Origin of the sequence: Mycobacterium sp. E2699 (assembly GCF_001666745.1) — a bacterium.
In the GTDB taxonomy this organism is placed as follows: Bacteria; Actinomycetota; Actinomycetes; order Mycobacteriales; family Mycobacteriaceae; genus Mycobacterium.
This window is the reverse complement of sequence record NZ_LZJH01000067.1, coordinates 13,676-40,448: the sequence shown is the minus strand read 5'-3', so window position 1 is coordinate 40,448 and position 26,773 is coordinate 13,676. Positions and strand designations below refer to the sequence as shown.

At 68.3% G+C, this 26,773-nt stretch carries 30 protein-coding genes and 1 tRNA gene; 10 read left to right on the top strand and 21 right to left on the bottom strand.

Features of this window, described 5'->3' with window-relative positions:
* Window position 1 precedes the first annotated feature (1 nt).
* From cysE to A5696_RS11420, 3 genes are read left to right on the top strand one after another with little or no spacing between them, the layout of a single operon-like run.
* Window positions 2-685 carry a serine O-acetyltransferase gene (gene cysE / locus A5696_RS11430; protein ID WP_067878015.1) on the top strand — a complete coding sequence of 228 codons (684 nt, stop codon included), beginning with the start codon at window positions 2-4 and terminating at the stop codon, window positions 683-685.
* Between the two features lie 26 nt (window positions 686-711).
* Window positions 712-1,131, top strand: coding sequence for a thioredoxin family protein (locus tag A5696_RS11425; protein WP_067878013.1), 420 nt, complete (start codon window positions 712-714; stop codon window positions 1,129-1,131).
* A gap of 14 nt (window positions 1,132-1,145) precedes the next feature.
* Window positions 1,146-1,598, top strand: a complete 453-nt coding sequence (locus tag A5696_RS11420) for a DUF4395 domain-containing protein (RefSeq protein ID WP_067878010.1) — start codon at window positions 1,146-1,148, stop codon at window positions 1,596-1,598.
* A gap of 62 nt (window positions 1,599-1,660) precedes the next feature.
* Here A5696_RS11420 and A5696_RS11415 read toward each other — a convergent pair whose 3' ends face one another.
* Genes A5696_RS11415 through A5696_RS11395 form a run of 5 tightly spaced genes read right to left on the bottom strand, consistent with a single transcriptional unit; the run spans window position 1,661 to window position 5,964 of the window.
* On the bottom strand, window positions 1,661-2,518 hold the full coding sequence (locus A5696_RS11415) for an ABC transporter permease (RefSeq protein ID WP_082956369.1): 858 nt from the start codon (window positions 2,516-2,518) through the stop codon (window positions 1,661-1,663).
* Window positions 2,515-3,684, bottom strand: coding sequence for an ABC transporter substrate-binding protein (locus A5696_RS11410; protein WP_067878006.1), 1,170 nt, complete (start codon window positions 3,682-3,684; stop codon window positions 2,515-2,517). The genes A5696_RS11415 and A5696_RS11410 overlap by 4 nt, the downstream gene beginning before the upstream one ends.
* Complete coding sequence (locus tag A5696_RS11405) at window positions 3,681-4,409, bottom strand: ABC transporter ATP-binding protein (protein WP_067878003.1); 729 nt, start codon at window positions 4,407-4,409, stop codon at window positions 3,681-3,683. The genes A5696_RS11410 and A5696_RS11405 overlap by 4 nt, the downstream gene beginning before the upstream one ends.
* Window positions 4,385-5,434, bottom strand: a complete 1,050-nt coding sequence (locus A5696_RS11400; RefSeq protein ID WP_067878000.1) for an acyl-CoA dehydrogenase — start codon at window positions 5,432-5,434, stop codon at window positions 4,385-4,387. The genes A5696_RS11405 and A5696_RS11400 overlap by 25 nt, the downstream gene beginning before the upstream one ends.
* A complete protein-coding gene (locus A5696_RS11395; RefSeq protein WP_067877998.1) occupies window positions 5,431-5,964 on the bottom strand; it encodes a DUF4242 domain-containing protein in 534 nt (177 codons plus the stop codon). Before A5696_RS11395 ends, A5696_RS11400 begins: the two co-directional genes overlap by 4 nt.
* 93 nt (window positions 5,965-6,057) lie before the next feature.
* Here A5696_RS11395 and A5696_RS11390 point away from each other — a divergent pair, with 93 nt between their 5' ends.
* Together A5696_RS11390 and A5696_RS11385 are read left to right on the top strand one after the other, a co-directional pair.
* Entirely contained in the window at window positions 6,058-6,717 is a 660-nt protein-coding gene (locus tag A5696_RS11390; RefSeq protein ID WP_082956370.1) for a TetR/AcrR family transcriptional regulator, read from the top strand.
* A 94-nt stretch (window positions 6,718-6,811) separates the two neighbouring features.
* Entirely contained in the window at window positions 6,812-8,455 is a 1,644-nt protein-coding gene (locus A5696_RS11385) for an NAD-dependent malic enzyme (RefSeq protein ID WP_067877992.1), read from the top strand.
* 131 nt (window positions 8,456-8,586) lie between these two features.
* Here A5696_RS11385 and A5696_RS11380 read toward each other — a convergent pair whose 3' ends face one another.
* Window positions 8,587-9,201: a muconolactone Delta-isomerase family protein gene (locus A5696_RS11380; RefSeq protein WP_067877990.1), complete on the bottom strand. Its 615-nt coding sequence runs from the start codon at window positions 9,199-9,201 to the stop codon at window positions 8,587-8,589.
* A 184-nt stretch (window positions 9,202-9,385) separates the two neighbouring features.
* Window positions 9,386-9,458 (bottom strand) — tRNA-Asn (locus A5696_RS11375).
* A gap of 171 nt (window positions 9,459-9,629) precedes the next feature.
* On the opposite strand from A5696_RS11375, the gene A5696_RS11370 reads away from it, so the two are divergent.
* Window positions 9,630-9,908 carry a hypothetical protein gene (locus A5696_RS11370; RefSeq protein ID WP_067877988.1) on the top strand — a complete coding sequence of 93 codons (279 nt, stop codon included), beginning with the start codon at window positions 9,630-9,632 and terminating at the stop codon, window positions 9,906-9,908.
* Here the strand turns inward: A5696_RS11370 and dnaG are convergent.
* The 3 genes from dnaG to A5696_RS11355 are packed head-to-tail and all read right to left on the bottom strand — an operon-like array spanning window position 9,883 to window position 13,734.
* The gene (gene dnaG, locus A5696_RS11365) at window positions 9,883-11,802 is read right to left on the bottom strand and encodes a DNA primase (protein ID WP_067877985.1); all 1,920 of its coding nucleotides are present in this window, start codon (window positions 11,800-11,802) and stop codon (window positions 9,883-9,885) included. The two genes, A5696_RS11370 and dnaG, sit on opposite strands and share 26 nt — an antisense overlap.
* A 27-nt stretch (window positions 11,803-11,829) precedes the next feature.
* Window positions 11,830-12,432, bottom strand: coding sequence for a superoxide dismutase family protein (locus A5696_RS11360; RefSeq protein ID WP_082968994.1), 603 nt, complete (start codon window positions 12,430-12,432; stop codon window positions 11,830-11,832).
* 9 nt (window positions 12,433-12,441) lie between these two features.
* A complete protein-coding gene (locus A5696_RS11355) occupies window positions 12,442-13,734 on the bottom strand; it encodes a deoxyguanosinetriphosphate triphosphohydrolase (protein ID WP_369803325.1) in 1,293 nt (430 codons plus the stop codon).
* 43 nt (window positions 13,735-13,777) lie between these two features.
* On the opposite strand from A5696_RS11355, the gene A5696_RS11350 reads away from it, so the two are divergent.
* Entirely contained in the window at window positions 13,778-15,760 is a 1,983-nt protein-coding gene (locus tag A5696_RS11350; protein ID WP_067877981.1) for a TPM domain-containing protein, read from the top strand.
* Window positions 15,761-15,864: 104 nt separating this feature from the next.
* On the opposite strand, the gene A5696_RS11345 is transcribed toward A5696_RS11350, so the two are convergent.
* From A5696_RS11345 to A5696_RS11310, 8 genes are all read right to left on the bottom strand, one after another.
* Window positions 15,865-16,149 (bottom strand): WXG100 family type VII secretion target, encoded by a 285-nt coding sequence (locus A5696_RS11345; protein ID WP_067877972.1) that lies wholly within the window; start codon window positions 16,147-16,149, stop codon window positions 15,865-15,867.
* A 50-nt stretch (window positions 16,150-16,199) separates the two neighbouring features.
* A complete protein-coding gene (locus tag A5696_RS11340) occupies window positions 16,200-16,496 on the bottom strand; it encodes a WXG100 family type VII secretion target (RefSeq protein WP_066914021.1) in 297 nt (98 codons plus the stop codon).
* 73 nt (window positions 16,497-16,569) lie between these two features.
* Window positions 16,570-16,830 (bottom strand): hypothetical protein, encoded by a 261-nt coding sequence (locus A5696_RS11335; RefSeq protein WP_067877978.1) that lies wholly within the window; start codon window positions 16,828-16,830, stop codon window positions 16,570-16,572.
* A gap of 293 nt (window positions 16,831-17,123) precedes the next feature.
* Window positions 17,124-18,332, bottom strand: coding sequence for a PPE family protein (locus A5696_RS11330; RefSeq protein ID WP_067877975.1), 1,209 nt, complete (start codon window positions 18,330-18,332; stop codon window positions 17,124-17,126).
* A gap of 239 nt (window positions 18,333-18,571) precedes the next feature.
* Window positions 18,572-18,856 (bottom strand): WXG100 family type VII secretion target, encoded by a 285-nt coding sequence (locus tag A5696_RS11325; RefSeq protein ID WP_067877972.1) that lies wholly within the window; start codon window positions 18,854-18,856, stop codon window positions 18,572-18,574.
* Between the two features lie 31 nt (window positions 18,857-18,887).
* Complete coding sequence (locus tag A5696_RS11320) at window positions 18,888-19,184, bottom strand: WXG100 family type VII secretion target (RefSeq protein WP_067877969.1); 297 nt, start codon at window positions 19,182-19,184, stop codon at window positions 18,888-18,890.
* An 86-nt stretch (window positions 19,185-19,270) separates the two neighbouring features.
* Window positions 19,271-20,467 (bottom strand): PPE family protein, encoded by a 1,197-nt coding sequence (locus tag A5696_RS11315; RefSeq protein WP_067878083.1) that lies wholly within the window; start codon window positions 20,465-20,467, stop codon window positions 19,271-19,273.
* Window positions 20,468-20,976: 509 nt separating this feature from the next.
* A complete protein-coding gene (locus tag A5696_RS11310) occupies window positions 20,977-22,374 on the bottom strand; it encodes a glycine--tRNA ligase (protein WP_197516950.1) in 1,398 nt (465 codons plus the stop codon).
* A gap of 188 nt (window positions 22,375-22,562) precedes the next feature.
* Between A5696_RS11310 and A5696_RS11305 the strand changes: the two genes are divergently transcribed.
* The 3 genes from A5696_RS11305 to A5696_RS11295 all read left to right on the top strand — a co-directional run bounded on the left by A5696_RS11305 (window position 22,563) and on the right by A5696_RS11295 (window position 24,579).
* Complete coding sequence (locus tag A5696_RS11305) at window positions 22,563-22,997, top strand: helix-turn-helix transcriptional regulator (protein ID WP_231964296.1); 435 nt, start codon at window positions 22,563-22,565, stop codon at window positions 22,995-22,997.
* A 60-nt stretch (window positions 22,998-23,057) separates the two neighbouring features.
* Complete coding sequence (locus tag A5696_RS11300; RefSeq protein ID WP_067877961.1) at window positions 23,058-23,450, top strand: Fur family transcriptional regulator; 393 nt, start codon at window positions 23,058-23,060, stop codon at window positions 23,448-23,450.
* Window positions 23,451-23,586: 136 nt separating this feature from the next.
* Window positions 23,587-24,579: an alpha/beta fold hydrolase gene (locus A5696_RS11295; protein ID WP_067877958.1), complete on the top strand. Its 993-nt coding sequence runs from the start codon at window positions 23,587-23,589 to the stop codon at window positions 24,577-24,579.
* Window positions 24,580-24,655: 76 nt separating this feature from the next.
* Here A5696_RS11295 and A5696_RS11290 read toward each other — a convergent pair whose 3' ends face one another.
* From A5696_RS11290 to recO, 3 genes are read right to left on the bottom strand one after another with little or no spacing between them, the layout of a single operon-like run.
* A complete protein-coding gene (locus A5696_RS11290) occupies window positions 24,656-25,084 on the bottom strand; it encodes a hypothetical protein (RefSeq protein ID WP_067877955.1) in 429 nt (142 codons plus the stop codon).
* Complete coding sequence (locus A5696_RS11285) at window positions 25,084-25,968, bottom strand: decaprenyl diphosphate synthase (protein ID WP_067877952.1); 885 nt, start codon at window positions 25,966-25,968, stop codon at window positions 25,084-25,086. Before A5696_RS11285 ends, A5696_RS11290 begins: the two co-directional genes overlap by 1 nt.
* On the bottom strand, window positions 25,961-26,758 hold the full coding sequence (gene recO, locus A5696_RS11280; protein ID WP_067877949.1) for a DNA repair protein RecO: 798 nt from the start codon (window positions 26,756-26,758) through the stop codon (window positions 25,961-25,963). Before recO ends, A5696_RS11285 begins: the two co-directional genes overlap by 8 nt.
* Window positions 26,759-26,773 lie beyond the last annotated feature (15 nt).

Genomic DNA, 26,773 nt, shown 5'->3' with positions numbered 1-26,773 from the left:
CGTGCTCGCGACAATGCGGCAGGACATCCGGGCAGCCAGGGAGCGAGATCCGGCCAGGCCCACCACGCTGCAGGTCATATTCGCCTACCCCGGCGTCCATGCGATCTGGGGCCATCGGGTCAGCCATTGGCTGTGGCGGCACGGCGCCCGGTTGGCAGCCCGCGTGTTCGCCGAAATCACCCGCATTTTCACCGGCGTGGAGATCCACCCCGGTGCCGTCCTGGGCCCGGGCCTGTTCATCGACCACGCGACCGGCGTAGTGATTGGCGAAACCGCCGAGGTGGGCCACGACGTGACGATTTACCACGGCGTCACGCTCGGGGGCAGCGGCAGCGACACAGGGAAACGCCACCCGACAATCGGAGACCGCGTGATCATCGGCGCCGGCGCGAAGGTCCTCGGCGCGATCAAAGTCGGCGACGACAGCCGGATCGGCGCCAACGCCGTAGTGGTCAAAGAGGTTCCGTCGAGCGCCGTGGTCGTCGGCGTCCCGGGCCAGGTCATCAGCCGGGCCGGGCGCGGCACCCCCGACGACTCGATGATGCCCGACCTCGTGGGCGTCAGCCTGCAATCTCTGCTCACCCGGGTGGCAAAGCTGGAGGCGTCCAGCGACGGGCAGCAGACCGGCAGGGTGATCCGGCCCCCCGAGGCCGGTGTATGGCATGGCGAAGACTTCTCGATCTGAAGACACCAATTTAGTTGTGGGGCCTGATGAGCACACTGTTGACCGCCATGACGGCGACAATCGCGGCGCTGGCAACCGCCACCGTGCTGGGCGCGGTGATCAACCGACGGTCGGGCGTATTGCGTCAAGCAAGCCCCGAACTCCGGCAAGACACATCGGAACTCGGTTTGTCCCGAACGGGGCCCACCATCGTGCACTTCAGTGCTGCTTGGTGCGGCCCGTGCGCGTCGGTGCGTCGCGTGGTCGACCAAGTGTGTACCGCCCTCCCGGAGGTGTCACACGTGGAAATCGACATTGACGCTGACCCCGTGGCCGCCAAGCAGTTGTCGGTGTTGTCACTGCCGACCACGTTTATTTTCGATGCCGACGGGCAGCAGCGGTACCGCAGCGCTGGGGTGCCGAAGGTTGCTGACCTGCGCAGGCTGGTACAACCTCTCGTGGCTTGAGGAGGAGTTGAATTATGTCGACTGACACCGGTCAAGTAGACGTGCGGGGTCCGCGCTTCGCCGCGTGGATCACCACCACGGTTCTTGTGGTCACGTTGGTGGTGTCCGCGTTCAGCCAATCTGTCGCAGCGGCGATTCTGGGAGCCCAGGCAGTCGTTTTCGCGATCAGCGCGCTGCGCGGCCCGCGCAACAGCCCCTACGGGGCGCTATTCGCCAAACTCGTTGCACCGCGCCTAGGAGCGGTGCGGGAGCGGGAGCCGGTGCCACCGTTGAAATTTGCCCAATTGGTCGGCCTTACGTTCGCCGTCGTCGGGGTCATCGGGTTTGCCGCCGCGATACCACTTCTCGGCGTGATCGCGACGGCGTTCGCGCTGTTCGCCTCCTTCCTCAACGCCGCCTTCGGTATCTGCCTGGGCTGCCAGCTGTACCCGTTCGTTGCGCGGCTCCGTCGAGCACCCGCGGCCTGATCAACGGACTTCCCCACTCTGTTGGGATTCAACATATCCAAACTGGTGCTGGACGTGCAGGATCAGGCGTTGACGCGCGGCGCACGGTCGGTACGGCGCGGCGCCAGGACCCGCCGCGCGGTGAAATCCATTGCGAATCCCAGTATCCCGATCACGACGATCACGGCAACGACCTGGTCGTAGGCGAGCTGATCGCGGGCGTTGAGAATCTGGTAGCCCAGTCCCGAACGCACGCCGAGCATCTCGGCCGGAACCAGTACCACCCAGGCGATGCCCAATGCGGTGCGGAGTCCCGTCAGCACGTGCCCGCGCACGGCCGGCAACACCACCGCGGTCAGCAACTCCACGCGGGTGGCGTGAAAGGACCGCGCGACGTGCAAGTAACCCGGTTCGATAGCGTGCACGCCCGCGGCGGTGTTGAGCAGGATCGGAAAGACGGCGGCCACAATGATGAGGAAGATCACCGGTTGGTTGCCGATGCCGAACACTGCCACCGCGATCGGCGCCCAGGACAGCGGGGAGATCATCCGCACGAACTGCACGAGGGGCAGCGCGGCGCGATCGATCGTCGCACTCAGTCCCAGCAGCAATCCCGCAGGAATCCCGAGCACCGCTGCGGCGAGTAAACCAATCAGCAAGCGCCACAAGCTGATCCCGATGTCGGCCGTCAGCACGCCGCGGCTGAACAGGTCGGCCAGCGCGGGCGCCACTTTCTGCGGAGCGGTCTGCCGCAGCAGCGAATGGGATTCTGACAGCACCGCAGTGGTCAGCCACCATATCGCGATAGCGGCTGCGGCCGCGGCTGCGGGCGGCAGAGCCTGGGTCAAGACCCAGCGCCGGATGCCATGCGGCCGGGCACCGTTCGCGGCGGCACTGCCGGATGGCGCCGCAGGGGCGGCGATGTCATCGATGCTGGTCATAGTGGTTGCACCTGTTCGGTTCGGGTGAGGGCGGCAAGACCGAAGGCCTGCGGACCGCCATGACTCTCAAGGGATTTCCGCACGAATGTGCCGTCGACGAGTTCGTCGTGCACCCGGCCCGGCTCGAGGCGGCGGAGGAAGCGCCGATCGCCGTCCACCACGGTCTGGGCCATCGCCTCGATGAGCCGCTGCGTGAAGCTGGGGAACGGAAACGGCTGAAAACCCACACGCTGTGGCGCCCAGTCCGGATGGACGAACCGGTAGGGCGGCGACGGGTAGGTCAGGGCGAGCCGCACCGCCGCTTCGGGTTGCGGCAGGTACTTGCCGCCTGCCAGCGCGGCCGCGGCCGCGCGGCGGTCGAGGTCGATGAGCAGTTGGGCCGCGACCACCGCGTCGGTCAGCGACTGCACCGCCTCGGGCCGGCTCTCGATGATGTCGTCGCGGGTGATCAGCACGCAGCAAGCGTGGTCACGCCACACGTCGCCGAGGAAGGTGTGGATGCGCCCGATCTTCTTCAGCTCCGCGACGGCATTGAACGGATCGGCGACCACGTACCCGGCGATTGATCTGTTGGCCAAGGCCGGCACCATGTCAGACGGGCTCATCACGATCAACTCGACGGTGCGATCCGCACGAGAGGCGCTGCGCCGCAACACCGGGCGCAGACCGTGTGCCCGCAGAAGTTCCTGCAGGACGACGTTGTGGATCGACCACCAGAACGGGATGGCCACCTGGGTGCCGGCCAGGTCCTCGATGTCAACGATGTGCGCCGCTACGGTCAGCGCCGAGCCGTTGGTGTGGTTCCACCCCAGCACCCGCACGCCGCTGCCCAGTCCGTAGCGCAGCTGCACGGCCATCGGCATGAGCAGATGGGCGACGTCGATCTGGCGGCTGACGAACGCCTCGGCCAGCGACGCCCAGCTGCGGAACAGCACCGGCCTCGCCGAGCTGACCACACCCCTGGGGTACAGGCCGGCAGCATGGGCTATCAGCAGCGGTGCCGCGTCAGTGATGGGTAGATAGCCCACCCGCAACCGGCCCGTGCCGTTGGTGGGATCGGTGGCCGCGGCACGCGCCAGATCGGCCAGGCCGAGCAGTCCGCCGGCGCCGGCCAACCCAACTGCTCCCGCCAGCAACTGCCGCCGCGACACGACCGGGCGGCTCACGGCGATACCGTCGCGCCGAGCCGATAGTTCTCGAGGACCTCTTCACGCAGCGTTGTGCGGTCGATCGAGGGCAGCTCGTCGAGAAGCCATTGCCGGCGGATACGTCCGTCTTCGCCCAGCAGCACGACTCGCTGCGCCAGCGCCAACGCCTCGTCGACGTCGTGGGTGACCAGCACGACGGTCACCCCCAATTCGGCCGCCAAATCGGCCAACCAGAGCTGTAGCTCGTCGCGGGTCGCTGGATCGAGTGCGCTGAACGGCTCGTCGAGCAGCAGCAGCCGCGGCCGGGTGGCCACCGCACGCAGGACCGCGACGCGTTGCGCCTGCCCCCCTGACAGCTGCTCGGGATACCGGTCGGCGAGACCGTCGAGACCGAACCGCGTGATCAAGTGGGCGGCGTAGCCAGCGTCGAAGGTCTTGCGGTGCGCGGCGAATCGTCGGGCAAAGACGACGTTTTCGGCGGCCGTAAGCCAGGGCATGAGCAGCGGTTGCTGAAATACCACGCCCGTCTGCGGCCGCGACCCGTCCGCGGGCCAGGTGATCGAGCCGGAGCTCAGCTCGTCCAGGCCGGCAATTAGCCGCAGTAATGTCGACTTGCCGGAGCCACTGCGCCCGACGATCGCGACGACTTCTCCCGTGCACACCGTCAGGTCGATGTCGGCGAGCACTGCCGTCCCACCGAATTTCTTGTGCCCATTGACTATTCGTACTGCTGGAGTTCCCACCGCAGGTGTCCTTCCGAGGGCGACTGGATCGGCAGGAACGCGGCCTCGCGAAACCGCCTATTCGCCGCGCTGCTCATCGCATAGCCGGCACCCCCGCTCAGCGCGGCTTCCAGCCGGGTCGACGCGACGGCCAAAGCGGCGGCGGACAGGCGCAACCTGATCAGCTCCGGCACTCGCGGAGTTGATGGATCGGCGGCAAAGCGATAAAGCCGTTCGCGCAACTCTTCGCTTTCCTCCGCCAGCGCGGCCGCCTCGGGGGCGAAAAGCGCGGCGGTCTGGTCGCGCGTTTTCCCGGCCCCCGACAACGCGGCGCGCGCAACGCCGACGCAGAAGGCGCTCTGCAGCAGCAGAAACGGCGGCCGCACCCGCGCCACGAACGCCCGAAGGTCGGTGCTCAGGACGTTGCCGTCAGGCACCGCAACATCGTCGAAGTGCAGTGACGTCGACGCGGTGGCGCCCAGGGCCATCAGCCGGGGTGCGGAATGGATATCGACACCGATCGTGTCGGCGTCGACGACGACCACATACGTGCGGCCGTGGGTGTCCTGCGCAGGTGCCACGATCACTGCGCCCTCGAACAGGTTGGAAGCCCACGAGATCGGACCACTGATCCGCAACCCGCCAGCGGCCGGGCGGGCGACCAGCGGTATCTGGCCCAGCCCGGCAAGCTGTTTGAACGCCGAGGCCATCGCCGTGACACCCGGACGCGCGCCGCGGCGCAGCGGGTCCGCGTGTTGGTCCCACAACGGGGCGGGAGCGTAACTCAGGTATTCGATCGTCATGCGGTGAGCCCACGCGGAGAAACCGACCGCCAGGCTGTGCCCAGACACCTCCTCGATGACTCGCACCATGCGGTCGAGTCCACTGCCGCCGAGACCGAGATCGAACAGCCTCGCCGCGCCAAGCGCCGCGAGATCGGCGCGTACATCGGTGGTCTGGTCGTCCAAGGCCCTGGCCCGGGCAGCAACAGCGGCGGTCACCTGCGCCAGCGCGGCGTCGGCGGCGCGGTCAAGCACCGCGGTCATCGCAGTGGGCCCTCTAGTCCGTGCAACCGATCGACCGGAGTGTCGACGGCCTCTCGGGCGCGACGGACCGCCGATTCGTCGGGTGCGTCGTAGAAACACAGGCATTTGTACATGTCGGCGCGCACGTAGGTGCGCAGGAAGCTGACCTCGGGCACGTCGGCATAACGCGGGGCTTTGGCCTTCTTGCGGTCCAGGTAGGTCTGCATGTCCAAGCCCGCCGGCAGATCCCACTCCACCAGGTATCCCGCGGCCGGACGGATCGCCTTCAGCTCATCGAGGTCGGCGCCGACCAGGCGTACCTCGTCGGGACCGCTGATGTCCTCGACCCCGAAGGAGGCCGCGTCGAGCCGGGGCGGCGGGGCTGCCGGGAATTCGGTCACCGCGAAAATGCGGTGCGGGTGACGGGTCACCTGGGCTTCGATCAGTTCGCCACCGGCGGCATAGAGGCGCGCGTCCAGCTCTTTGATCAGGTGCGTGGCGTCGGCGCGTTCGGCCCCGTCCGCTGCGATCTCATACAGGTACAGGCTCACGTGAAGATCCCCTCATGGATTGCGGATACGACAGCGACGCTGTCATAGACAGACCGATCTGTCTATGAAGCCTCCGTGAGTTAGGCTGCTGCCATGAAGGCAATTCCGGCCCCGCTCCGCCCCTCGGCGATTGATAACCCGCGGGTGTCCCGACCGTCGGAGCGTCTGTTGAACGTCGCGTCGGATCTCTTTGCGACGCATGGTATTAGAGCCGTAGGGATCGATCAGATCCTGCGCGACGCCGGGGTTGCCAAGGCGAGCCTCTACACCTGGTATGGCTCCAAGGACGCGCTGGTGCTGGCCTACCTCAACGATTTGGATCAGGCGGATCGCAAGCGGTGGAACGAGGCGGTTTGTGCATTGGAAGAGCCGACAGAGAAGGTCTTCGCGTTTTTCGACCTCGCGATCGCGCGCGCACCCAAGCGCGGCTATCGGGGCTGTTTGTACGCCAACGCCGCGGTCGAGTACCCCGGTGTCGAGCTCGCTCCGGTGCGAGCTCATCGCCGGTGGATGCATTCGACGTTGACCGCGCTGCTCGTCGCCGCGGGGATCACCCGGGCCTCGCGCCCGGCGCGCGAAATCCAGCTCCTCTACGACGGCGCCCTGGCCGGCTCCAAGATGGAGCGGTCGGTCGCCCCGATCAGGCTGGGCCGGCGGCTGGCCGCAGAGGCGATACGCCGGGCCGGCGGTCCGGCGACGGCCACCGGCCGGGACTCCCGCCCTCCGCCCACCGGGGCCACGGCTTCCCGCTGAATTAACCCATCATCGAACGTCAAGTGCTCTTCAAGATGCGTTAACCGCGATCGGCGCTACGGTGGCCTAACGGGCCAACTCCCTGGAGGCTGAGATGAGCGATCCCTGCACGCCGCGGATCCCCCCCGCGCTGGCCGCGCCGAGCCTGAATCGCGGGGTGGGCTTCACGCACGAGCAACGGCGCCGGCTGGGGCTCACGGGACGTCTTCCGTCGGCGGTGCTCACCCTCGACGAACAAGCCGACCGGGTATGGCATCAATTGCAGAGCCTGGCAACGGATCTGGGCCGCAACCTGCTTCTCGAGCAGCTGCACTACCGCCACGAAATCCTGTACTACAAGGTGCTGACCGACCACCTGACCGAACTGATGCCGGTGGTCTACACGCCGACGGTCGGGGAGGCCATTCAACGCTTCTCCGACGAATACCGCGGGCAGCGTGGGCTTTTCCTGAGCATCGACGAGCCGGACGAGATCGCCGAGGCCTTCCGCACCTTCGGTCTGGGGCCCGAGGAAGTCGACCTGATCGTATGCACCGACGCCGAAGCCATCTTGGGGATCGGCGACTGGGGCGTGGGCGGAATCCAGATTGCCGTGGGAAAATTGGCGCTCTACACCGCCGGCGGGGGCATCGACCCGCGCCGGTGCATCGCGGTGTCCCTCGATGTCGGCACCGACAACGAACAGCTCCTGGCCGACCCGTTCTATCTCGGCAATCGCCACGCCCGTCGCCGCGGCGAGGAGTACGACGAATTCATCAGGCGCTACATCGAGACCGCCCACCAGATGTTTCCGCACGCGATCCTGCATTTCGAGGACTTCGGGCCGCTCAATGCGCGCAAGATCCTGCAGACCTACGGCGACCACTACTGCGTGTTCAACGACGACATCCAGGGCACCGGCGCGGTGGTCGTGGCGGCGGTGTACGGCGGGTGCCACGTCAGCGGGATCCCGCTGCGCGACCAGAAAGTGATCGTCTTCGGCGCCGGGACCGCCGGGATCGGTGTGGCCGACCAGATCCGTGACGCGATGGTCGCCGACGGCGCCACCGCCGAACAGGCCGCGTCGCAGATCTGGCCGATCGACAGGCAGGGCCTGCTCTTCGACGACATGGACGACCTGCGCGACTTCCAGCTGCCTTACGCCAAGGACCGCCAACGGCTCGGCGTGGGCCGGGATCGGGTGGGCCTGGTGGACGCGATAAAGCTCGCATCGCCCACCATCCTGCTGGGCTCGTCGACGGTGTTCGGCGCGTTCGACCAGAAGGTCGTCGAGGCGATGACCGCATCCTGCGAACGGCCGATGATCTTCCCGCTGTCCAACCCCACCTCGCGGATGGAGGCCATGCCGGCCGACGTGCTGCGGTGGTCGGAGGGCAGAGCGCTGATCACCACCGGCACCCCCGTCGCCCCCATTGAGTACGAGGGCACCACCTACACCATCGGCCAGGCCAACAACGTGCTGGTGTTCCCGGGCATCGGGCTGGGCATCATCGTCGCTCGCGCCCGGCTGGTTACCCGGGGCATGCTGCAGGCGGCGGCGAAAGCCATTGTGCACCAGGCAAATCCGACGAATCCCGGCGACTCGCTGCTGCCGGACGTGCAGAACCTGCGCGAGATTTCCGCCGCCGTCGCCGAGGCGGTCTATCACGCCGCCGTCGACGACGGAGTGGCCACCAGGACGCACGGCGACGTCCGGCAGGCCGTCCACGACACCATGTGGCGGCCCGTCTACGACTAACCCAAGGGCGGCGACCCGCTTCACCCGGCTACGCCGCGCTCGCGATCACCGCTAACCCAAGGGCGGCGACCCGCTTCACCCGGCTACGCCGCGCTCGCGATCGCCGCTAACCCGACGGCGGCGACCCGCCGCTAATCCCCGTTGCAGGCCGGGTCGTTGGGATGTGGCGTCAGCGGCGTGGTCGTCACGCTCATCCACGGGTGCAGGGGCAGTGATTCCAGGATCGCCGTCATGCCCTCGACGTCCGGGGCGCGCCACAGCCCCAGCGCGCGGGGCCCGCGGGGCTCAGCCAACAGCATCCACAGTCGCTCGAGGTGCCCGTGCTCGGCGAGCTCACGCGCGCGCTCGGCCTGCCGCGACACCGCATCATCGACGACCTCGCGCCGTACCCCCTTCGGGACGTCGACGGTGGTCGTCGTCAGGAATTCCGCGGCCCGGCCGGGGCCCTGCTCCGCCCGGCCGGCCGGATCGTTCGGGTGCGCCGTCAGCGCTGTCACCTCGTCGGTGCGCCAGACCCGCAGCGGCATCGAGGCCAGCACCTCCTCGAGCTGGTCCTCCTCGTCGGCCGCGAACAGGCCGAGGGTGCGCCATTCGCCCGGCCGCAGCGGCGGTCGCCACAGGCGCAACAGACTGCCCCGCTCGGCCAGCCCGCGGGAATGCTTGGCCTCCCGGGCCCGCACTTCGTCGACGGCCTCCGGCGGCGTTCCCTCGGGGACATGGGTGGTCATGGTGACGAGGAATTCCATCAACCCTCCTCATGGGTCGTGCTCACAGTAGTTCACGGCGCCACGGGCGGCTTCGACGGTGAATCCCAGACCTCGAGGGTGCGGCGGCCGAATCCCGGCGACCTTTCCGCCCTGAACGCATGCGCCACAGCCCGGTATTCACCCATGAAGGGGCTGGAATGGAAGTGACGAGAGCTTGACTTTGCTCCCCCGCCTGGACTCGAACCAGGAACCTATCGGTTAACAGCCGAACGCTCTGCCAATTGAGCTACAGGGGATCAACACGATCGCGGGACGACTCTAGCGTACTGGCATAACCGCGCCCAACTGGCAGGGACCGGCATTTTCGTCCGGCAATCAGCGGTCGGCGCCGTCGCCAAGCGGATCAACCGCGCACGCACCCGGCCGAGTGAGGCAGGATGGAGCCATCGATCGTCGGGAGGAACGCTTTGATCCGGTATGTCGTGGTGCTCGGACTGGGTTACGTGCTGGGCTCGAAGGCCGGGCGTCGCCGATACGAGCAGATCGTCGGCACGTATCGCGCGCTGACCAGCAGTCCCATGGCCAAGTCGGTGATCGAAGGGGGGCGCCGCAAGATCGCCAACCGGATCTCCCCCGACGCCGGGTTCGTGACGCTGGCCGAGATCGACGACCAGACGGCGGTCGTGGACCGGGTCCAGGAGCGGCCGGCCGAGCCGGCCCTCACACCGTCAGATCGTCGCCGCTAGCCTGCTCCAACAGACTGCGCCGATAGGCCTCCATGGCGACCAGGTCGCCGAACAGCGCGTGGTACTCGTCGCCCTGCTCGATGGGCGACATGCGCTGCAGCTTGGACTTGACCTCGGCGATCTGCCGGCCCATCCAGACCTCCTGCAGCCGGGCCAGCACCCCGGCGATGTAGCGCGGTAGCTTCTCGTCGTCGACCGCGACGGCCTCCACCCCCAGCTCGCTGATCAGGCTCGCGGTCAAAGCCGACGTGGTCCGGTGCCGCACCGCCTCGATCCATTCCGCCCCCGTGATACCGGTGGAGGTGCCGCCGGCGGCCTCGATGGCCGCGCGGACGGCCGCGTACCCGGGATGGGTGAAGCTCTCGACGGTCAGGGTGTCGAACACCGGCCCGGCCAGCGCCGGATACTGCAGCGCCGACTTGAGCGCCTCCCGCTGGGCCCACAGGATCGGGTCGCGGGGGTCGGGACGGGCCGCGGCCGGCTCGGCGCGCACCGCGGCGGGCCGCTGCTCGGCCCGGCGGGGCGGCTCGGCTGCCTGGCCACGCCGGTCCGGGACCCGGGACTTTTTGGCCTCGGTCCGGACGCGCTCGATGACCTGCGCGACGTCGTCCCAGCCGACCCAGCCGGCGAGCTGGCGGGCGTACTCGTCGCGCAGGGTGGGGTCCTTGATCTGGCTCACCATCGGTACGCAACGGCGCAGCGCGGCGACCCTGCCCTCGGCGCTGTCCAGGTCCACCTCGGCCAGCGTGGTGCGAATGGCGAACTCGAACAACGGGGTTCGCCGCGCGACCAGGTCGCGCAACGCGACGTCACCGGCCTTGAGCCGCAGGTCGCACGGGTCCATGCCGTCCGGGGCGACGGCGACGAAGGACTGCCCGGCCAGGTTCTGCTCGCCGCCGAACGCCTTCAGGGCGGCGGCCCGCCCGGCCGCGTCGCCGTCGAACACGTAGATCAGCTCGCCGCGAAAGAAGCTGTCGTCCATCATCAGCCGGCGCAGCATGGCCAGGTGCTCGTCGCCGAACGCGGTGCCGCAGGAGGCGACGGCGGTGGTGACCCCGGCCAGGTGCATCGCCATCACGTCGGTGTAGCCCTCGACGACGACGGCCTGGTGCCCCTTGGCGATGTCGCGCTTGGCCAGGTCGATGCCGAACATCACCGCCGACTTCTTGTAGAGCACGGTCTCGGGCGTGTTGATGTATTTGGCTTCCATGGGGTCGTCGTCGAACAGCCGGCGGGCCCCGAACCCGATCACCTCGCCGGCCGCGGTGCGGATGGGCCACAGCAGCCGCCGGTGGAAGCGGTCCATCGGGCCGCGGCGTCCCTCCCGCGACAGCCCCGCCGCCTCCAGCTCCTTGAACTCGAAACCCTTGCGCTGCAAGTGTTTTGTCAGCGAGTCCCAGCCCGACGGGGCGAATCCGCAGCCGAAATGGCGCGCCGCCTCGGCGTCGAAGTTCCGCTCCGCCAGGTACTGGCGGGCCGGTGCCGCCTCGTCGGACTCCAGCGCCGCGGCGTAGAACTCGGCGGCGGCCGCGTTGGCCGCGACGAGCCGGCTGCGGCTACCGCGGTCGCGCTGCACGCTGGTGGCCGGCCCCGTGTAGCTGATGGTGTGGCCGACCCGGTCGGCCAGCAGTTCGACCGCCTCGACGAAGCTGACGTGTTCGATCTTCTGGATGAACGCGTACACGTCGCCGCCCTCGCCGCAGCCGAAGCAGTGGAAGTGGCCGTGGTTGGGGCGGACGTGGAACGACGGCGACTTCTCGTCGTGGAACGGGCACAGCCCCTTGAGGGAATCGGCGCCGGCGCGCCGCAATTGCACGTAGTCGCCGACGACGTCCTCGATGCGGGCTTTTTCGCGGATGGCGGCGATATCGCGATCAGAGATCCGGCCGGCCATCGGCCCAGTCTAAAACGACCGTGCGGGCTAGCCGGTCCCGATCACCCCACACGCGATTCGATCCATCGCGTTGGGGGTGTCTTGCGCGCCGTGGATCATCAGGGCGGTCTTGTCGCCGGCCAGCAGCTGGTCCCGGGTGAACGCGTCGGTGGTGGTCACCAGGTACGCCGAACCGTCCTGGCGCACTTCGAGCATCGTCAGGTCGCCGCTCTCGGGCATCCCGGTGTGCCCGGGCGCCTGGAAGTGACCGCCGGCCGACAGGAAGTTCCCGGGCGGGCCCCCGGTCGGAGCGACCGAGTTGGGCTCACATTTGCCGATCTGATGGACGTGCATGTCGTGGAAGCCGGGCGCCAGCATGCCGCCGGCCACCGTCTTGACCGTCACGGTCGCATAGCCGTTGCTGAAATCGAAGGTGGCGGTGGCGACTTCCTTTCCGTCGGCCGTCTTGAGGTTCGCGGTGAGCGATCCCGCGGCGGGCGCCGGGCTCGACGTCGCCGACGGGGCGGGGGACGCGGTTTGGACCGGCGGCGTGGTGCCCGTCTGGCTGGTCGCGTGCTGGGGCGAACTGCAGGCGCTCACCGCGACGACGGGAAGCGACAGCAAGGCGGCGGCGACGGCGAGTTTGGTCATGACGGGAGCCTAACGCGCGCCGGTCGGCGGGCTGGTATCGATGCGCTCCAGCCGGCCCTCGGTGTACGAGGCGATCTGGTCGACGACGACCCGCAGCCGGGCCCGGTCGTCGGCCGCTGCGGTGAACGTCGCGGCGTAGCCGGGGTCGAGCGTTCCGGGCGCCCCGGCGTACAGCCATTGCGCCACCCGGTGGATGCGTTCGCGCTGCCGGGCCTGGGTTGCCAGGTGCCGGGGGTCGGACATGATGAACTGCAGCGCCAGGATTTTCAGCAGCGCGACCTCGGCGCGCACCAGGTCGGGCACCTGCAGGTCGGCCGCATAGCGCACCAGGGGGCCGGGTCCGGCGGCCGCGCGGGTGGTCGCGATGGCGGCCGAGGCGAACCGGCCCACCAATTCACTGGTCAATCGCTTGAGCGCGACGGACGCCGCCAGCGTGGCGTCGTACTTGCCGACCGCGGCGACCACGGGCAGGCTCGACAGCCGTCGGGCGGCCGCCATGAAATCGTCGGCGCTGACCCGGGGATATTCGCTCGCGCCCAGCTCGGCCAGTGTGGCCGCCTCGTCGTCGTCGGCGAGCACGCGCAGGTCGATGCGCTGCGATACGACGCCGTCCTCGACGTCGTGCACCGAATAGGCGACGTCGTCGGCCCAATCCATCACCTGGGCCTCCAGGCACGACCGGTGCACCGGCGCCGAGGCACGAACCCACGCCGCCGGTTCGCGGTCCTCGTCGTAGAAGCCGAACTTGGTCCTCCCCTTCCCCAGACCCTCGCGGCGGGTCCACGGGTACTTGGTGACGGCGTCCAGGGCGGCCCGAGTGAGGTTGAGCCCGGCGCTATTTCCTTGCTCGTCAAGCACTTTGGGCTCGAGGCTGGTCAGGATCCGGAAGTTCTGCGCGTTGCCCTCGAAGCCGCCGCACGTCGCGGCGAACTCGTCGAGCGCGCGCTCGCCGTTGTGCCCGTAGGGCGGATGCCCGATGTCGTGGGCCAGCCCGGCGAGCTCGACGAGGTCGAGGTCGCAGCCCAGCCCGACCGCCATGCCCCGCCCGATCTGGGCCACCTCCAGGGAGTGGGTCAACCGGGTGCGTGGGGTGTCGCCTTCGCGGGGCCCGACGACCTGAGTCTTGTCGGCCAGGCGGCGCAGCGCGGCGCTGTGCAGCACCCGGGCCCGGTCGCGCGCGAAATCGGTGCGATGCTGGCCTTCCGTGCCCGGCAGACCCGCGGTCTTCGGCGCCTCGCGCACCCGCCGCTTCCGGTCGAAGTCGTCGTAGGGGTCTTGTTGATTCGTGGTCACCGTGTTCATCACCGAGGCACAGTCTGCCAGGGAACGCGGGCTACATTGACCTATGCGCACCGCTCGGTTGATCGGCGTGATGCTGGCGATCCTCATGGGGCTGTGCGGGGGGCTGCTGCCGGCGCCGACGGCGGCCGCGCAACCGCCGTTCCCGCTGCCGGATCAGGTCACCGACGGCGCGCACGTCCTGTCGGATTCCGGCCGCGCCGCGGTGACGTCGGCCACCGACAAGCTGTACGCCGCTCGCCACATCCGGCTGTGGGTGGTCTACGTCGACGACTTCTCCGGGCAGACCGCGGAGAACTGGGCACTGCGGACCAGAAGCCTCAGCGACCTGGGCGACTACGACGCGCTGCTGGCGGTAGCCACCACCGGAAGGGCGTACGCCTTCCTCGTCCCGTCGGCGATCAAGAGCGTCAAAGCCGGCCAGGTGGATCAACTGCGCCGCACCAAGATCGAACCCGCGCTGCACAACGGCGACTGGAGCGGCGCCGCGATCGCGGCGGCCAACGGGCTGAACACCGCGCCGCCTTCGTCGGGCCGGGTCGTCCTGCTCGTCGCGCTCATCGCCATCGCCGTCGCCGCCGCCGCCCTGCTGGTGGTGATGCGCTATCGCCGGCGACGGCGGCTCGCCGCGGCACTGGACGCGGCGCGGCGCCTCGACCCCACCGACGCCGACGCGCTGGCCGCCGTGCCGCTGGAGGCCCTCGACGACCTGTCGCGCTCGATGGTGGTGGACGTCGACAACGCGGTGCGCACCAGCACCAACGAGCTGGCGCTGGCGGTCGACGAGTTCGGTCAGCAGCGGACCGAACCCTTCACCCGGGCGGTCGACAACGCCAAAGCGGCTCTGTCGCAAGCCTTTACGGTCCGTCATCAGCTCGACGACAGCACGCCCGAGACGCCGGCGCAACGCCGCGAGTTGTTGACCCGGGTGATCGTCTCGGCGGCGCGCGCCGACCGCGAACTGGAATCACAGCAGGAGGCGTTCGAAAAGCTGCGGGATTTGGTGCTCAACGCCGCGTCGCGGCTGGACGCCCTGACCCAGCAGTATGTCGAACTCACCAGCCGCATCGCCCCCGCGGAACAGCGGCTGGCCGAGCTGCGCAACGAATTCGACCCCGCCGCACTGACTTCGGTGGCCGGCAACGTCGCTGGCGCGAAGGAGCGGCTCGCGTTCGCGGACCGCAACATCGGGACGGCCCGGGATCGGGCCGGCCACGCCGAGAGCGGTAAGCAGGCGGGCTTGGTGGACGCCTACCATGCGGCCGAGTCCGCGCTCGGGCAAGCCCGTGCGCTGTTGGATGCGATCGACAACGCGGGCGAGGACATCAGGCACGCGATCGCCACACTGCCGTCGCTCGCCGACGACATCCAGGCCGTCATCGCGCGCGCCGACGAGCAGTTGCGCAAGACCGGATCGGGCCACGCCGCGGAGCTGACCGCGGCCCGCGACGCGGCGACCGGGGCCCTCGACTACTCGCGCCACACCGGTGGTGGGTCCGCCGACCCGCTCGGCGCATTCGCCCGGCTCACCAAGGCCGGCGCCGACCTCGACCGCGTCCTGGCGACCGTGGCCCAGGAGCAGGCGGACGCCGAGCGGCTCAACCGTTCCTTCGAGCAGGCGCTGTTCACGGCCCAGACGCGGGTCCGCGGCGTCTCCGAATACATCGACACCCGCCGCGGCAGCATCGGGGCGGAGGCCCGGACGCGGCTCGCCGAAGCCAAGCGACACGTGCAGGCCGCGCAGGACAAGCGGTCGACCAACGTGGCCGAGGCGATCGCGCACGCCAACGCGGCCTCGACGCTGGCCGCGCAGGCGCAGGCATTGGCGAATGCCGACGTACAGCAGGCGCAGCGCCTCTACGCCCGCCGCGGCGGCGGCGACACCGGCGCCATGATCGGCGGGCTCATCATCGGCGATCTGCTCGGCGGGTCGATGCGCGGCGGGTTCGGCGGCTGGAGCCCGACGTCGTTCGGCCCCTCCGGAAGCCCGTCGGGGGGCGGTCTCATGGGCGGCGGCGGCCGATTCTGAGCTTGTCACGCGCAGACGAACCGACCCCCGGGCACCCAGTGCCCGGGGGTCGGTCTTGCACTACTCAGCGGTGACGGCGGAGTGCCGCCGTCAACCGGTCTTCGTCAGGCCCAGCTCGAGCCGACGGCGCTGTCGGTGCTCGCCATGTTGCTACCGGCGCTCTGCACCTTCTGGCCGTGGGCGTTGGCCTGCTCGTAAATCACCTGGAAGTTACGACCCAACTGGGTGATGAACTCCTGGCAGGCCACCGAACCGGCGCCACCCCAGAAGTCACCAGCAGCCAGCACATCGCGAACGATGGACTGGTGCTCGGCCTCCAACGACGCGGCCTGGGCGCGAATCGTCGCGCCGTGGGCGTCGACGTCGCCAAACTGGTAATTGATGGTCATGTTTACGTCCTTTCAAGTCTTGGAAGTTGTTGGACGACAGCGCCGTTGGGCTAGCTGCCGAGGATCTGCTGGGAAGCCTGCTCTTGCTGCTCGTAGTTGTTGGCGTCGCGGATCAGCCCGTCACGCACACCGTGCAGCATGTTCACGATGTTGCGGAAGGCCTGATTCATCTGACCCATGGTGTCGTAGGAGGTCGCCTGCGCCTGGCCACTCCAGCCGGCACCGGCGATGTTCATCGACGACGCCCACATCTTGCGGGCCTCGTCCTCAACGGTCTGCGCGTGGACCTCGAAACGGCCCGCCATCGCCCGCATCTCGTGCGGGTCGGTCATAAAACGTGTTGCCATGTTGCCTTTCTCCTTCTGGATTTAACTTCTCGGATTTCTCATACGGTTGGTCTTGGTATCCGGGGCTTCTCGATCAACCCGCCGCCGGAGAATTCGGTATCACGCTCGTCGTTCGCGGCATGTCGAAGCGGGGTTCGGCCTCGCCCTCCCAGGCGGCCCATTCGTCCCACTCGTTCCATTCGTCCGTGCCGTCGGCGCCCGCCTCGGGGTTCAACCCGTCGCTGGCTTGCTCCTTGGCATCGGCGCCCTCTTCCGGCTCCGGTGCCCAGTGGTCGTAGTCGTCCGGGGGAACCGCGACCCCCCACTTCAGCGGAACCGATAGACCGCCGAGCATCCCCGACTCACCACGCTTTGCCGCCACCGAATCGTCCGGCAGCGGCGAACCTAGAGGCAAAAGCACGTTGCCCCCTTCCACAGCCGTCTCGTTCACGTTGAGCACACGATGGCGAACTCATCACCACCAGGCGCTTCGTATCCTAAGTCACTCCTGAGGACAATATCCGGGATTGACCGATTTCGCTTCGTTGCGAAACAGTGCGCGATCCGGGGCAAAACCCGTGATCAAACCCGTGCCCCGTGGGGCCGCCAGCCGCAACCCCGACGTAATCACCTGCCCTTTCCGACGACCTACCCAACTCCGGTCCGCGGCACCACGCTGGGCCGCTGCTGCACCACATGATTCGGGCTGGCCCCGCCGCGCCCCAACATCCCGCCGGGCATGCCCGCCCCGGCGCCCATGCCACCCATGGGCATCGGCATCATCGGCATCCCGCCGCCCGCCGGCGCTCCGGCCGCCGCCGCGGCAGGCATCTCGGGGCCCACACCCGACATCGCTGCGCTGACCATCCGAGACGGCGCCGATCCCTGCCAGGTCGGGGGCACCGACATCGCCCCGACCAGGCGCGCCTTGCCCAGGCCGGCCGAGGCGCCGCCCAAGCCGCCCAGCCCGGCACCGCCGAGCCCTTTCGCGTCGGGCACGGCGCTGCTGACGAACTTCGCCGGGTCGAGGGCGCCGGCCGCACCCGTGGCCCCGGCCAGCGCCGCCGGATTCGCGCTCATTCCCGCTTGGGCCGCCATCATGATCGGCGACATCATCATGCTCACCGGCATCATCCCGACCTGCGCGACCGTCGACAGCCCGGACACCGGCACCGACGAAGCCAGCGAGGACACCTGCGCCACCGCGGACCCGGCCATCGCGGTCACGCCCAAACCGGAAACCGCGCTCGTCACCGACGACGCCACGTTGCCCAGCGGTGACGCCAAGCCCGTCAGCGGCGCCGACAGCACCCCGGCCAAGCCCGCCAGGTTCACCGGCGGCACGCTGAACGCCGGCAGCGCCGCGGCCACTCCCATCGCGCCGCCGTGATAGCCCACCATCGCGGCCACGTCCTGGGCCCACATCTCCATGTACTCGAACTCGGTCATGAAGATCGCCGGCGTGTTCTGGCCCAGGATGTTCGTGGCGATCAGCGCCATCAACTGGGCACGATTCGCCGCGATCGCGGGCGTGGGTACGGTCGCGGCCAACGCGGTCTCGAACGCCGAGGCCGCCGTTCGGGCCTGCAGCCCGGCCGATTCGGCCTGTGCGGCCGCCGCACTCAACCACCCGACGTAGGGCGTCGCCGCCGCCGCCATGGACATCGACGCCGGACCCGACCAGGGCCCGTCGGTCAGCCCGGAGACCACCGTTTGAAACGACGCCGCCGCCCCCGAAAGGTCAGACGCCAGGGAGTCCCATGCGGCGGCCGCCATGAACAAGGGCCCCGAACCCGCCCCGGCGAACATCAACGCCGAATTGATCTCCGGCGGGAAGAACGTAAAAGCGGGAACCATCACACCCCCAAGCCAGCCAGCCGCATGAACGGCACAGTCCAACGATCGACAGACACCACTGCCTGATAGTAAGGCCATCGCCCGTGAAAAGTCCGGGGTTTCACCAAACAGTCCAGCCCGTCGTGACGGTGAATTCGCATCGGAGACCGGTTCTCGTTACCCGCGCAGGCGTATGGGTGTGGGGCAGCGCCGCAGGCGCGGGTAACACCGCGGTGTTACCCGCGCCCTTGGGTAGCCGGCTAGGCCCAGCTCGACCCGACGGCGCTGTCGGTGCTGGCCATGTTGCTACCGGCGCTCTGCACCTTCTGGCCGTGGGCGTTGGCCTGCTCGTAAATCACCTGGAAGTTACGACCCAACTGGGTGATGAACTCCTGGCAGGCCACCGAACCGGCGCCACCCCAGAAGTCACCAGCGGCCAGCACATCGCGAACGATGGACTGGTGCTCGGCCTCCAACGACGCCGCCTGGGCGCGAATCGTCGCGCCGTGGGCGTCCACATCTCCGAACTGGTAATTAATCGTCATCGCACAACCCTCCTAAAGTCTCGTGGAGCAACTAGCTGCTCAAAATTTGCTGCGAAGCCTGCTCTTGCTGCTCGTAGTTGTTCGCGTCGCGGATCAGCCCGTCACGAACGCCCTGCAGCATGTTCACAATGTTGTGAAACGCCTGATTCATCTGTCCCATCGTGCTGTAGGACGTCGCCTCAGCCGCGCCACTCCAACCAGCGCCAGAAATGCTTTGGGATGAGGCCCACATCCGGCGCGCCTCGTCCGAAACCGTCTGCGCATGCACGTCGAAACGACCTGCCATCGCCCGCATCGCATGCGGATCGGTCATAAACCGTGTAGCCACCACACTGCTCCTTTCCTTACAAACAAATGTTTCAGTTAGGCGCCGCCATGGCGCCCAACGCGCAGTCCCGACCTATCACCCCCGCCCTAACCAACTCCGACCCGCGGCACCACACTGGGCCGCGACTGCACGACATGGGGGCTCGCTCCGCCGCGGCCCATCATTCCGCCGGGCATGCCGCCGCCGGCGCCCATACCACCCATCGGCATCGGCATGAACGGCATCCCGCCGCCCGCCGGCGCCCCCGCGGCCGCCGCGGCCGCGCCGGGCACCTCGCTGCCCAGACCCGACATCGCGGCACTGACCATTCGGGCGGGCGTCGACCCCTGCCACGTCGGCGGCACCGACATCGCCCCGACCAGGCGCGATTTGCCCAGTTCCGCCGACGCTGCGCCCAGCCCGCCGGCGCCGCCGAGCCCCTTCCCGAGGGGAGCGGCTTCGCTGACGAACTTCGGCGCGTCGGCGGCCAGATTCGTGGCACCCGCCAGCGCCGCCGGATTCGCGCTCATGCCGGCCTGGGCCGCCATCATGATCGGCGACATCATCATGCTCACGGGCATCATCCCGGCCTGGGCGAGCGTCGACAGCCCGGACACCGGCAGCGACGACGCCAACGTCGATGCCTGCGCTATCGAGGACCCGGCCACCGCCGTCACCGACGTCAGCGGAGCCGCCAATGCGCCCCCTGCCGACGACGCCAACCCGGCGACAGCCGACGTCACACCGGCCAACGGCGCGGTCAACAGCCCCGCCAGGTTCAGCGCCGGCAGGCTGAACGCCGGCAACGCCGCGGCCGCCGCCATAGCCCCGCCGTGATAGCCCAGCATCGCGGCCACGTCTTGCGCCCACATCTCCATGTACTCGAACTCGGTCATGAAGATCGCCGGGGTGTTCTGCCCCAGGATGTTCGCGGAGATCAACGCCAGCAGCTGCTCGCGGTTCGCCGTGATCGCCGCCGGGGGCACGGTGGCCGCCAACGCCGACTCGAACGCCGTCGCCGCGGCGCGGGCCCCGGCGCCCGCCGAATTCGCTTGCGCCGCCGCCGCGTTCAGCCAGCCCACGTAGGGAGTCGCGGCCTCCGCCATGGCCGCCGACGACGGACCCGTCCACGCCCCGTTGGTCAGTCCGGTGACGACGGAGTGAAACGACGATGCCGCGGCCGACAGGTCGGACGCCAGGGCGTCCCAGGCCTCCGCGGTCACGAACAAGGGCCCCGACCCCGCACCGGCGAATATCCGAGCCGAATTGATCTCAGGAGGCAGCCACGAAAAGTCGAGGACCATCACAACCACCACCCTGCGCGCCGCTCCAACGGCCGCGTCGCACCCCGAAAATCAATAGACACCACGACCGGATCGTAAGGCAAGAATCGCCAAAAAGCCGCAGTTCTCCCTAAACTTGAGTCGATCCGGGAACGTAAACTTGATCGAATCAACAAAGCAAACTTGATTCAATCCGAAAACGACTTGTCCTGCAGCGTCCGCACGAGGACCGGACAATGGGCCGTAAAGCGCCAACGACGTCGGGGGATGGTATGTGTTCGGGTCAATACCGAGCGAATAATCGGACCGGATTCGAATTTGATCGCGGAAGGCATTCAATAGTGAAAATAATATATGGGTGCAATTGATTTGCGAAATCGCCCGGCCAATGAAAGCCGAATATCCGAGGACCGGAATAGCGGTAATTGGGCAGGGACGCCACGGCTGAGAACAGGCGTGAAAGCCGCCCGTCGGTCGTTGGCGGCCCGGGCGTCCGCCCGCCACCAAGACCTTTAGGCGAGCCGTGGCGGCTAGCAGCCCTTCAGACGCGCGGCCAGGTAATCGGAGACGGCGCCGATCGCGACCCGGTCCTGCGTCATGGCGTCGCGCTCACGCACGGTCACGGCGTCGTCTTCCAATGAGTCGAAATCGACCGTCACGCAGAACGGCGTACCCACCTCGTCCTGCCGCCGGTAGCGACGACCGATGGCGCCGGCGTCGTCGAAATCGATGTTCCAGCTCTTGCGCAATTCCGCCGCCAGGTCGCGGGCCTTGGGGCTCAGGTCGGCGTGCCGCGACAACGGCAACACCGCGGCCTTGACGGGCGCCAGGCGCGGGTCGAGGCGAAGCACCGTCCGCTTCTCCATGGCGCCCTTGGCGTTGGGTGCTTCGTCCTCGCTGTAGGCATCGATGAGGAACGACATGAACGAGCGCGTCAGCCCTGCCGCCGGTTCGATGACGTAGGGCGTGTAGCGGGTGTCGGTCACCTGGTCGTAGAACGACAGGTCGGCGCCGGAATGCTTTGCGTGCGTGGACAGGTCGAAGTCGGTTCGATTGGCGACGCCCTCCAGCTCGCCCCACGGATTGCCGACGAAACCGAACTTGTACTCGATGTCGACGGTGCGGTCCGAGTAATGCGACAGCTTCTCTTTGGGGTGTTCATACAGCCGGAGGTTCTGCGGATCGATGCCCAGGTCGACATACCACTGCAGCCGGGTGTCGATCCAGTACTGGTGCCATTCCTTGGCCGTCGACGGTTCGACGAAGAATTCCATCTCCATCTGCTCGAACTCCCGGGTCCGGAAGATGAAGTTGCCGGGGGTGATCTCGTTGCGGAAGCTCTTGCCGATCTGCCCGATCCCGAACGGCGGCTTGCGGCGCGCGGTCGTCACCACGTTGGCGAAGTTGACGAAGATGCCCTGCGCGGTCTCCGGACGCAGATAGTGCAGCCCCTCCTCTGTCTCGATCGGCCCGAGGTAGGTCTTGAGCATCATGTTGAACTCGCGCGGCTCGGTCCATTGCCCCTTGGTGCCGCAGTCGGGGCAGACGATCTCGGTCATCGGGACCGAATCGGGGTCGGCGACGCCCTTCTTCGCCGCATAGGCCTCCTGCATGTGGTCCTGGCGGTGCCTGTGGTGGCAGTTCAGGCACTCGACCAGCGGGTCGTGGAAGACCTCGACGTGGCCGGAGGCCACCCATACCTGCCGGGGCAGGATGATCGACGAGTCGATGCCGACCACGTCGTCGCGTCCGGTGACCACCGCGCGCCACCACTGACGCTTGATGTTCTCCTTGAGCTCGACGCCCAGCGGGCCGTAATCCCACGCCGATTTGGTGCCCCCGTAGATCTCGCCGGAGGGAAAGACGAAGCCCCGCCGTTTGGCCAGGTTGACTACGGTGTCGATGACGGACGCCACGGGGCTGTGCACTCCCTCTCGAAGGTCGATACAAACGGGACGGCGGGAACCGCCCCTCGCAAAACATCAGCCATGGTATCGACCGGCGCGGCGATCTTTGACATGCGTCATCATGCATGTGACAGTGGAAAGCGCCGACCGCGATTCCCCGGCGGCACTCCCCCTACCCGGCGCTTCGAGGTGATGACGTTCCCATGGCGATGTCCTCCCCGATGCCCTTGTCGAAGTCTTCGGCGCAGCCGGCGGCCGACGGCGCCACGGGATCCGGCCTCGACGCCGCGGCCCACGAGCATGGCGCGGCCGTATCGGGCGAACACGCGGAGTTTCCCGAATATCCCGTCCCGCCGCCGCGGGAGATCCTCGACGCCGCGGGTGAGCTGTTGCGCGCGCTGGCCGCGCCCGTGCGGATCGCCATCGTGCTGCAGTTGCGCGAATCGCACCGCTGCGTGCACGAACTGGTCGACGCCCTGGGTGTGCCGCAGCCGCTGGTCAGCCAGCACCTGAAGATCCTCAAGGCCGCGGGCGTGGTGGCCGGGGAGCGGTCCGGCCGCGAGGTGCTGTACCGGCTGGCCGACCACCACCTCGCGCACATCGTCGTCGACGCCGTCGCTCACGCGAGCGAGGACACCGTATGACGCGCGCCGCGACGACGCCGTGGGGGTACCACCCACTTGCGGGGGAGAGAAGCGGTGCAAATGACTAACGCGAGCGTGCGCTCGACCCGCCAGCGAGCCGCGATCGCCGCGCTGCTCGAGACGCTCGACGAATTCCGCTCGGCCCAGGAACTACACGACGAGCTGCGGCGCCGCGGCGAGAACATCGGCCTGACCACCGTGTACCGGACGCTGCAGTCCATGGCGTCGGCCGGACTGGTCGACACGCTGCGCACCGACACCGGCGAGTCGGTCTACCGCCGGTGCTCGGAACATCATCACCACCACCTGGTGTGCCGGTGCTGCGGCTCGACCATCGAGGTGGGCGACCACGAGGTCGAGCAGTGGGCGGCCGAGGTGGCGGCCAAGCACGGCTACTCCGACGTCAGCCACACCATCGAGATCTTCGGCACCTGCGCCCAGTGCCGTTCCTAGGCCGCTGACCCGTCTCAGCCGCGGCACTCCGTGAAAAAGATTTTCTGAAAAAGTGTCCGACACGCGTCCGCCGCGTGCTCCTACCCATGAGTGGCCCACGGGCCGAGACAACACCCTCAAGGGAAGCGAGAAGACGATGCGGAACGAACTGTCGCCCCACCTGCGGCCGGTACGCGAGATCGAGGCCCCGTCACTGCAATTCCGGACGATCCACGGCTACCGCCGCGCCTTCCGCATCGCGGGGTCGGGACCGGCCCTGCTGCTGATCCACGGCGTCGGCGACAACTCCAAGTCGTGGGAACCGGTGCACGCCAAGCTTGCGCAGCGGTTCACGGTCATCGCGCCGGACCTGCTGGGTCACGGCGAGTCCGACAAGCCGCACGCCGACTACTCGTTGCCGGCCTTCGCGAACGGCATGCGTGATCTGCTCGCCGTGCTCGGCATCGAGCGGGTGACCGTCGTCGGGCATTCGTTCGGGGGCGGCGTCGCGATGCAATTCGCCTACCAGTACCCGCAGCTGGTCGAGCGCATCGTGCTGGTGAGCGCCGGCGGCGTCGACAAGGACGTCAGCATGGCGCTGCGGCTGGCGGCGATGCCGATGGGCGCCGAGGCGCTGGGTGTGCTCCGCGCGCCGGGCGTGATGCCCGCGATCCGGCTCGTCGGCCGCGCCGTGCAGACGACGCTGGGCTCCACCAAGTTCGGTCGCGACGCCGCTGACGTCGTCGACCTGCTCGAGGGCTTCCTGGACCCCGCCGGGCTGGCGGCGTTTGCGCGCACCTTGCGTTCGGTGGTGGATGCGCGCGGCCAATACGTCACCATGCTGGACCGCAGCTATCTCGTGAAATCCGTTCCGGTGCAGATCATCTGGGGCGAGGACGACTTGATCATCCCGGTGGACCACGCGCACACCGCGCACGCGGCGATGCCCGGTTCGCGCATGGAGATCTTCACCGACTCCGGGCACATGCCCTTCCACGACCACCCCGACCGCTTCGTCGAGGTCGTCGAACGGTTCGTCGACGCGACCCGGCCCGCCGCTTACGACCCGGACGTCATGCCCGCGCTGCTGCGGACGGGCGGCCGCGAAGACACCGCGCCGGGGGCCGCCCCGGAAGCCGCGGTGTCCTAACCCGATGGTGGCGACCCGCAGCGCCCGGTCCCCCAGCTTCGCGGGCCACCCCCCAACGCCGCGCTTGCGATCGCCCCTAGCCGGTCAGCGAAGCACGGATCTGCGCGCCCGTGTCGAGCACCAGCAGGACCAGGGTGCGCAGGGCGTCGTCGGTCAGGCCGCCGCCGGGAAAGTTGTAGCGCAGCATCACGTCCGCGGTCTTGGCCGAGCCCTTGCCGGAATTGCGTTGCACCGCTTTCTGGTTCACCTTCTCGACCAGCGTCACGCTGCCGAAGTTGCTGTCGCGCGCCTGCTTGGCGATCTGGTCGCTGACCTTCTTCGTCAGGGGCAGATCCCAGGCCAGGATCTGGGTCAGCGACACCAGGTCCAGGCCCTCGGCGATGTTCACGACCCGCAAGGACGCCAGCGTGCCGTTGTGGCGCAGCGTCAGGGCGCCGTCGGCTTCCTCCTCGACGGGCAGGACGTCGCGCAGTATCGACGCCAGGCGTTCCTGCAGTGATGGCACTAGGCGCTCCCGAACCGTCGATTGCGGTCGGCGTATTCCTCGCAGGCCGCCCACAGGTCGCGGCGATCGTAGTCGGGCCACAACTTGTCTTGAAAGATGAACTCGGCGTAGGCCGCCTGCCACAACATGAAGTTGCTTGACCGCTGCTCCCCCGAGGTCCGCAGGAAGAGGTCCACGTCGGGAATGTCGGGCCGTTGCAGGTGGCGGGAGATCGTCGACTCGGTGATCCGCTCCGGGCTGAGTCGTCCCACCTCCACCAAACGGGCGATTTCCCTTGTGGCTTCGGTGATCTCGGCACGGCCGCCGTAGTTGACGCAGTAATTGACCGTGATCACGTCGTTGTCGGCGGTCATGGCCTCCGCGATCGCCAATTCTTTGATCACGCTGCGCCACAGGCGGGGCCGCGAACCAACCCAGCGGATCCGGACCCCGATCGCGTTGAGGTTCACCCGGCGCATGCGCACCACGTCGCGGTTGAAACCCATCAGGAAGCGGACCTCCTCGGGCGAACGCTTCCAGTTCTCGGTGGAGAAGGCGTAGAGGCTCAACCACTTGATTCCGATTTCGATTGCGCCGCAGACGATGTCGATGACGACCGCCTCGCCGGCGCGATGGCCGTCGGTCCGGCTGAGGCCGCGCTGGGTGGCCCAGCGGCCGTTGCCGTCCATCACGATGGCCACATGATTGGGCAATCGGTCCGCAGGGATGCGCGGCGCGGCCGCCTTGGAAGTGTGCTGCGGCGGGCGGCGCGGGCCACCTGCGGGGGACGGCGGCAGCTCCGGGAAGACGACCGGCCAGGTGGACTTGTCGGGAAAGACGGGGTAGTCGTCGGGCGCGGGGGGCAGTTGCGGGAAGTCGGTCGACTTCGGCTTGCGCTCAGCCACAGGCCGTATCCTGCCCGATCAGCGCTGCGCGCCGCTCGGCGATGGTGCGGTCAGCCTGATAGGTCCGCTCTACCAGCGGCAACGTTTTGAGCTGCCGTTCCAGATGCCATTGCAGGTGCGCGGCCACCAGGCCGCTGACATAGCTGCGGTGCGATTGCGGCGACGCCTCGGCCGCCTCCCAGTCCCCGTCGTGCAGCGCGGCCATCAGATCCAGCACACCCGGCGGCGGGGTGGTCGAGCCGGCCGGTCGGCAGTGTGGGCAGACGCTGCCCCCGGCGGCGACGTGAAACGCCCGATGCGGACCGGGTGTGGCGCACCGGGCGCATTCGGTGAGCGCCGGCGCCCATCCGGCGATGCCCATGGCTCGCAGCAGATAGGCGTCCAGCAGCAGGTCGCGGGGCCGGCGCCCGTCGGCCACCGCGCGCAGCGCGCCCACCGTGAGCCGGTGCAGCGCCGGGGCGGGCGCCCGCTCCTCGCCGGCGAGGCGTTCGGCGGTTTCCAGCATCGCGCACCCGCAGGTGTACCGGCCGTAGTCGCTGACGATGTCGGTGGCGAACGCGTCGATGGCGACGACCTGGGTGACGATGTCGAGGTTGCGGCCGGGGTGCAGTTGCGCGTCGATGTGGGCAAACGGCTCCAGCCGCGCCCCGAATTTGCTGCGGGTGCGGCGTACGCCCTTGGCCACCGCGCGGACCAGCCCGTGGTCGCGGGTCAGCAGGGTGACGATCCGGTCGGCTTCGCCGAGCTTGTGCTGGCGCAACACCACAGCTCGGTCTCGATATAGCCGCATCACAATAGTTTTGCA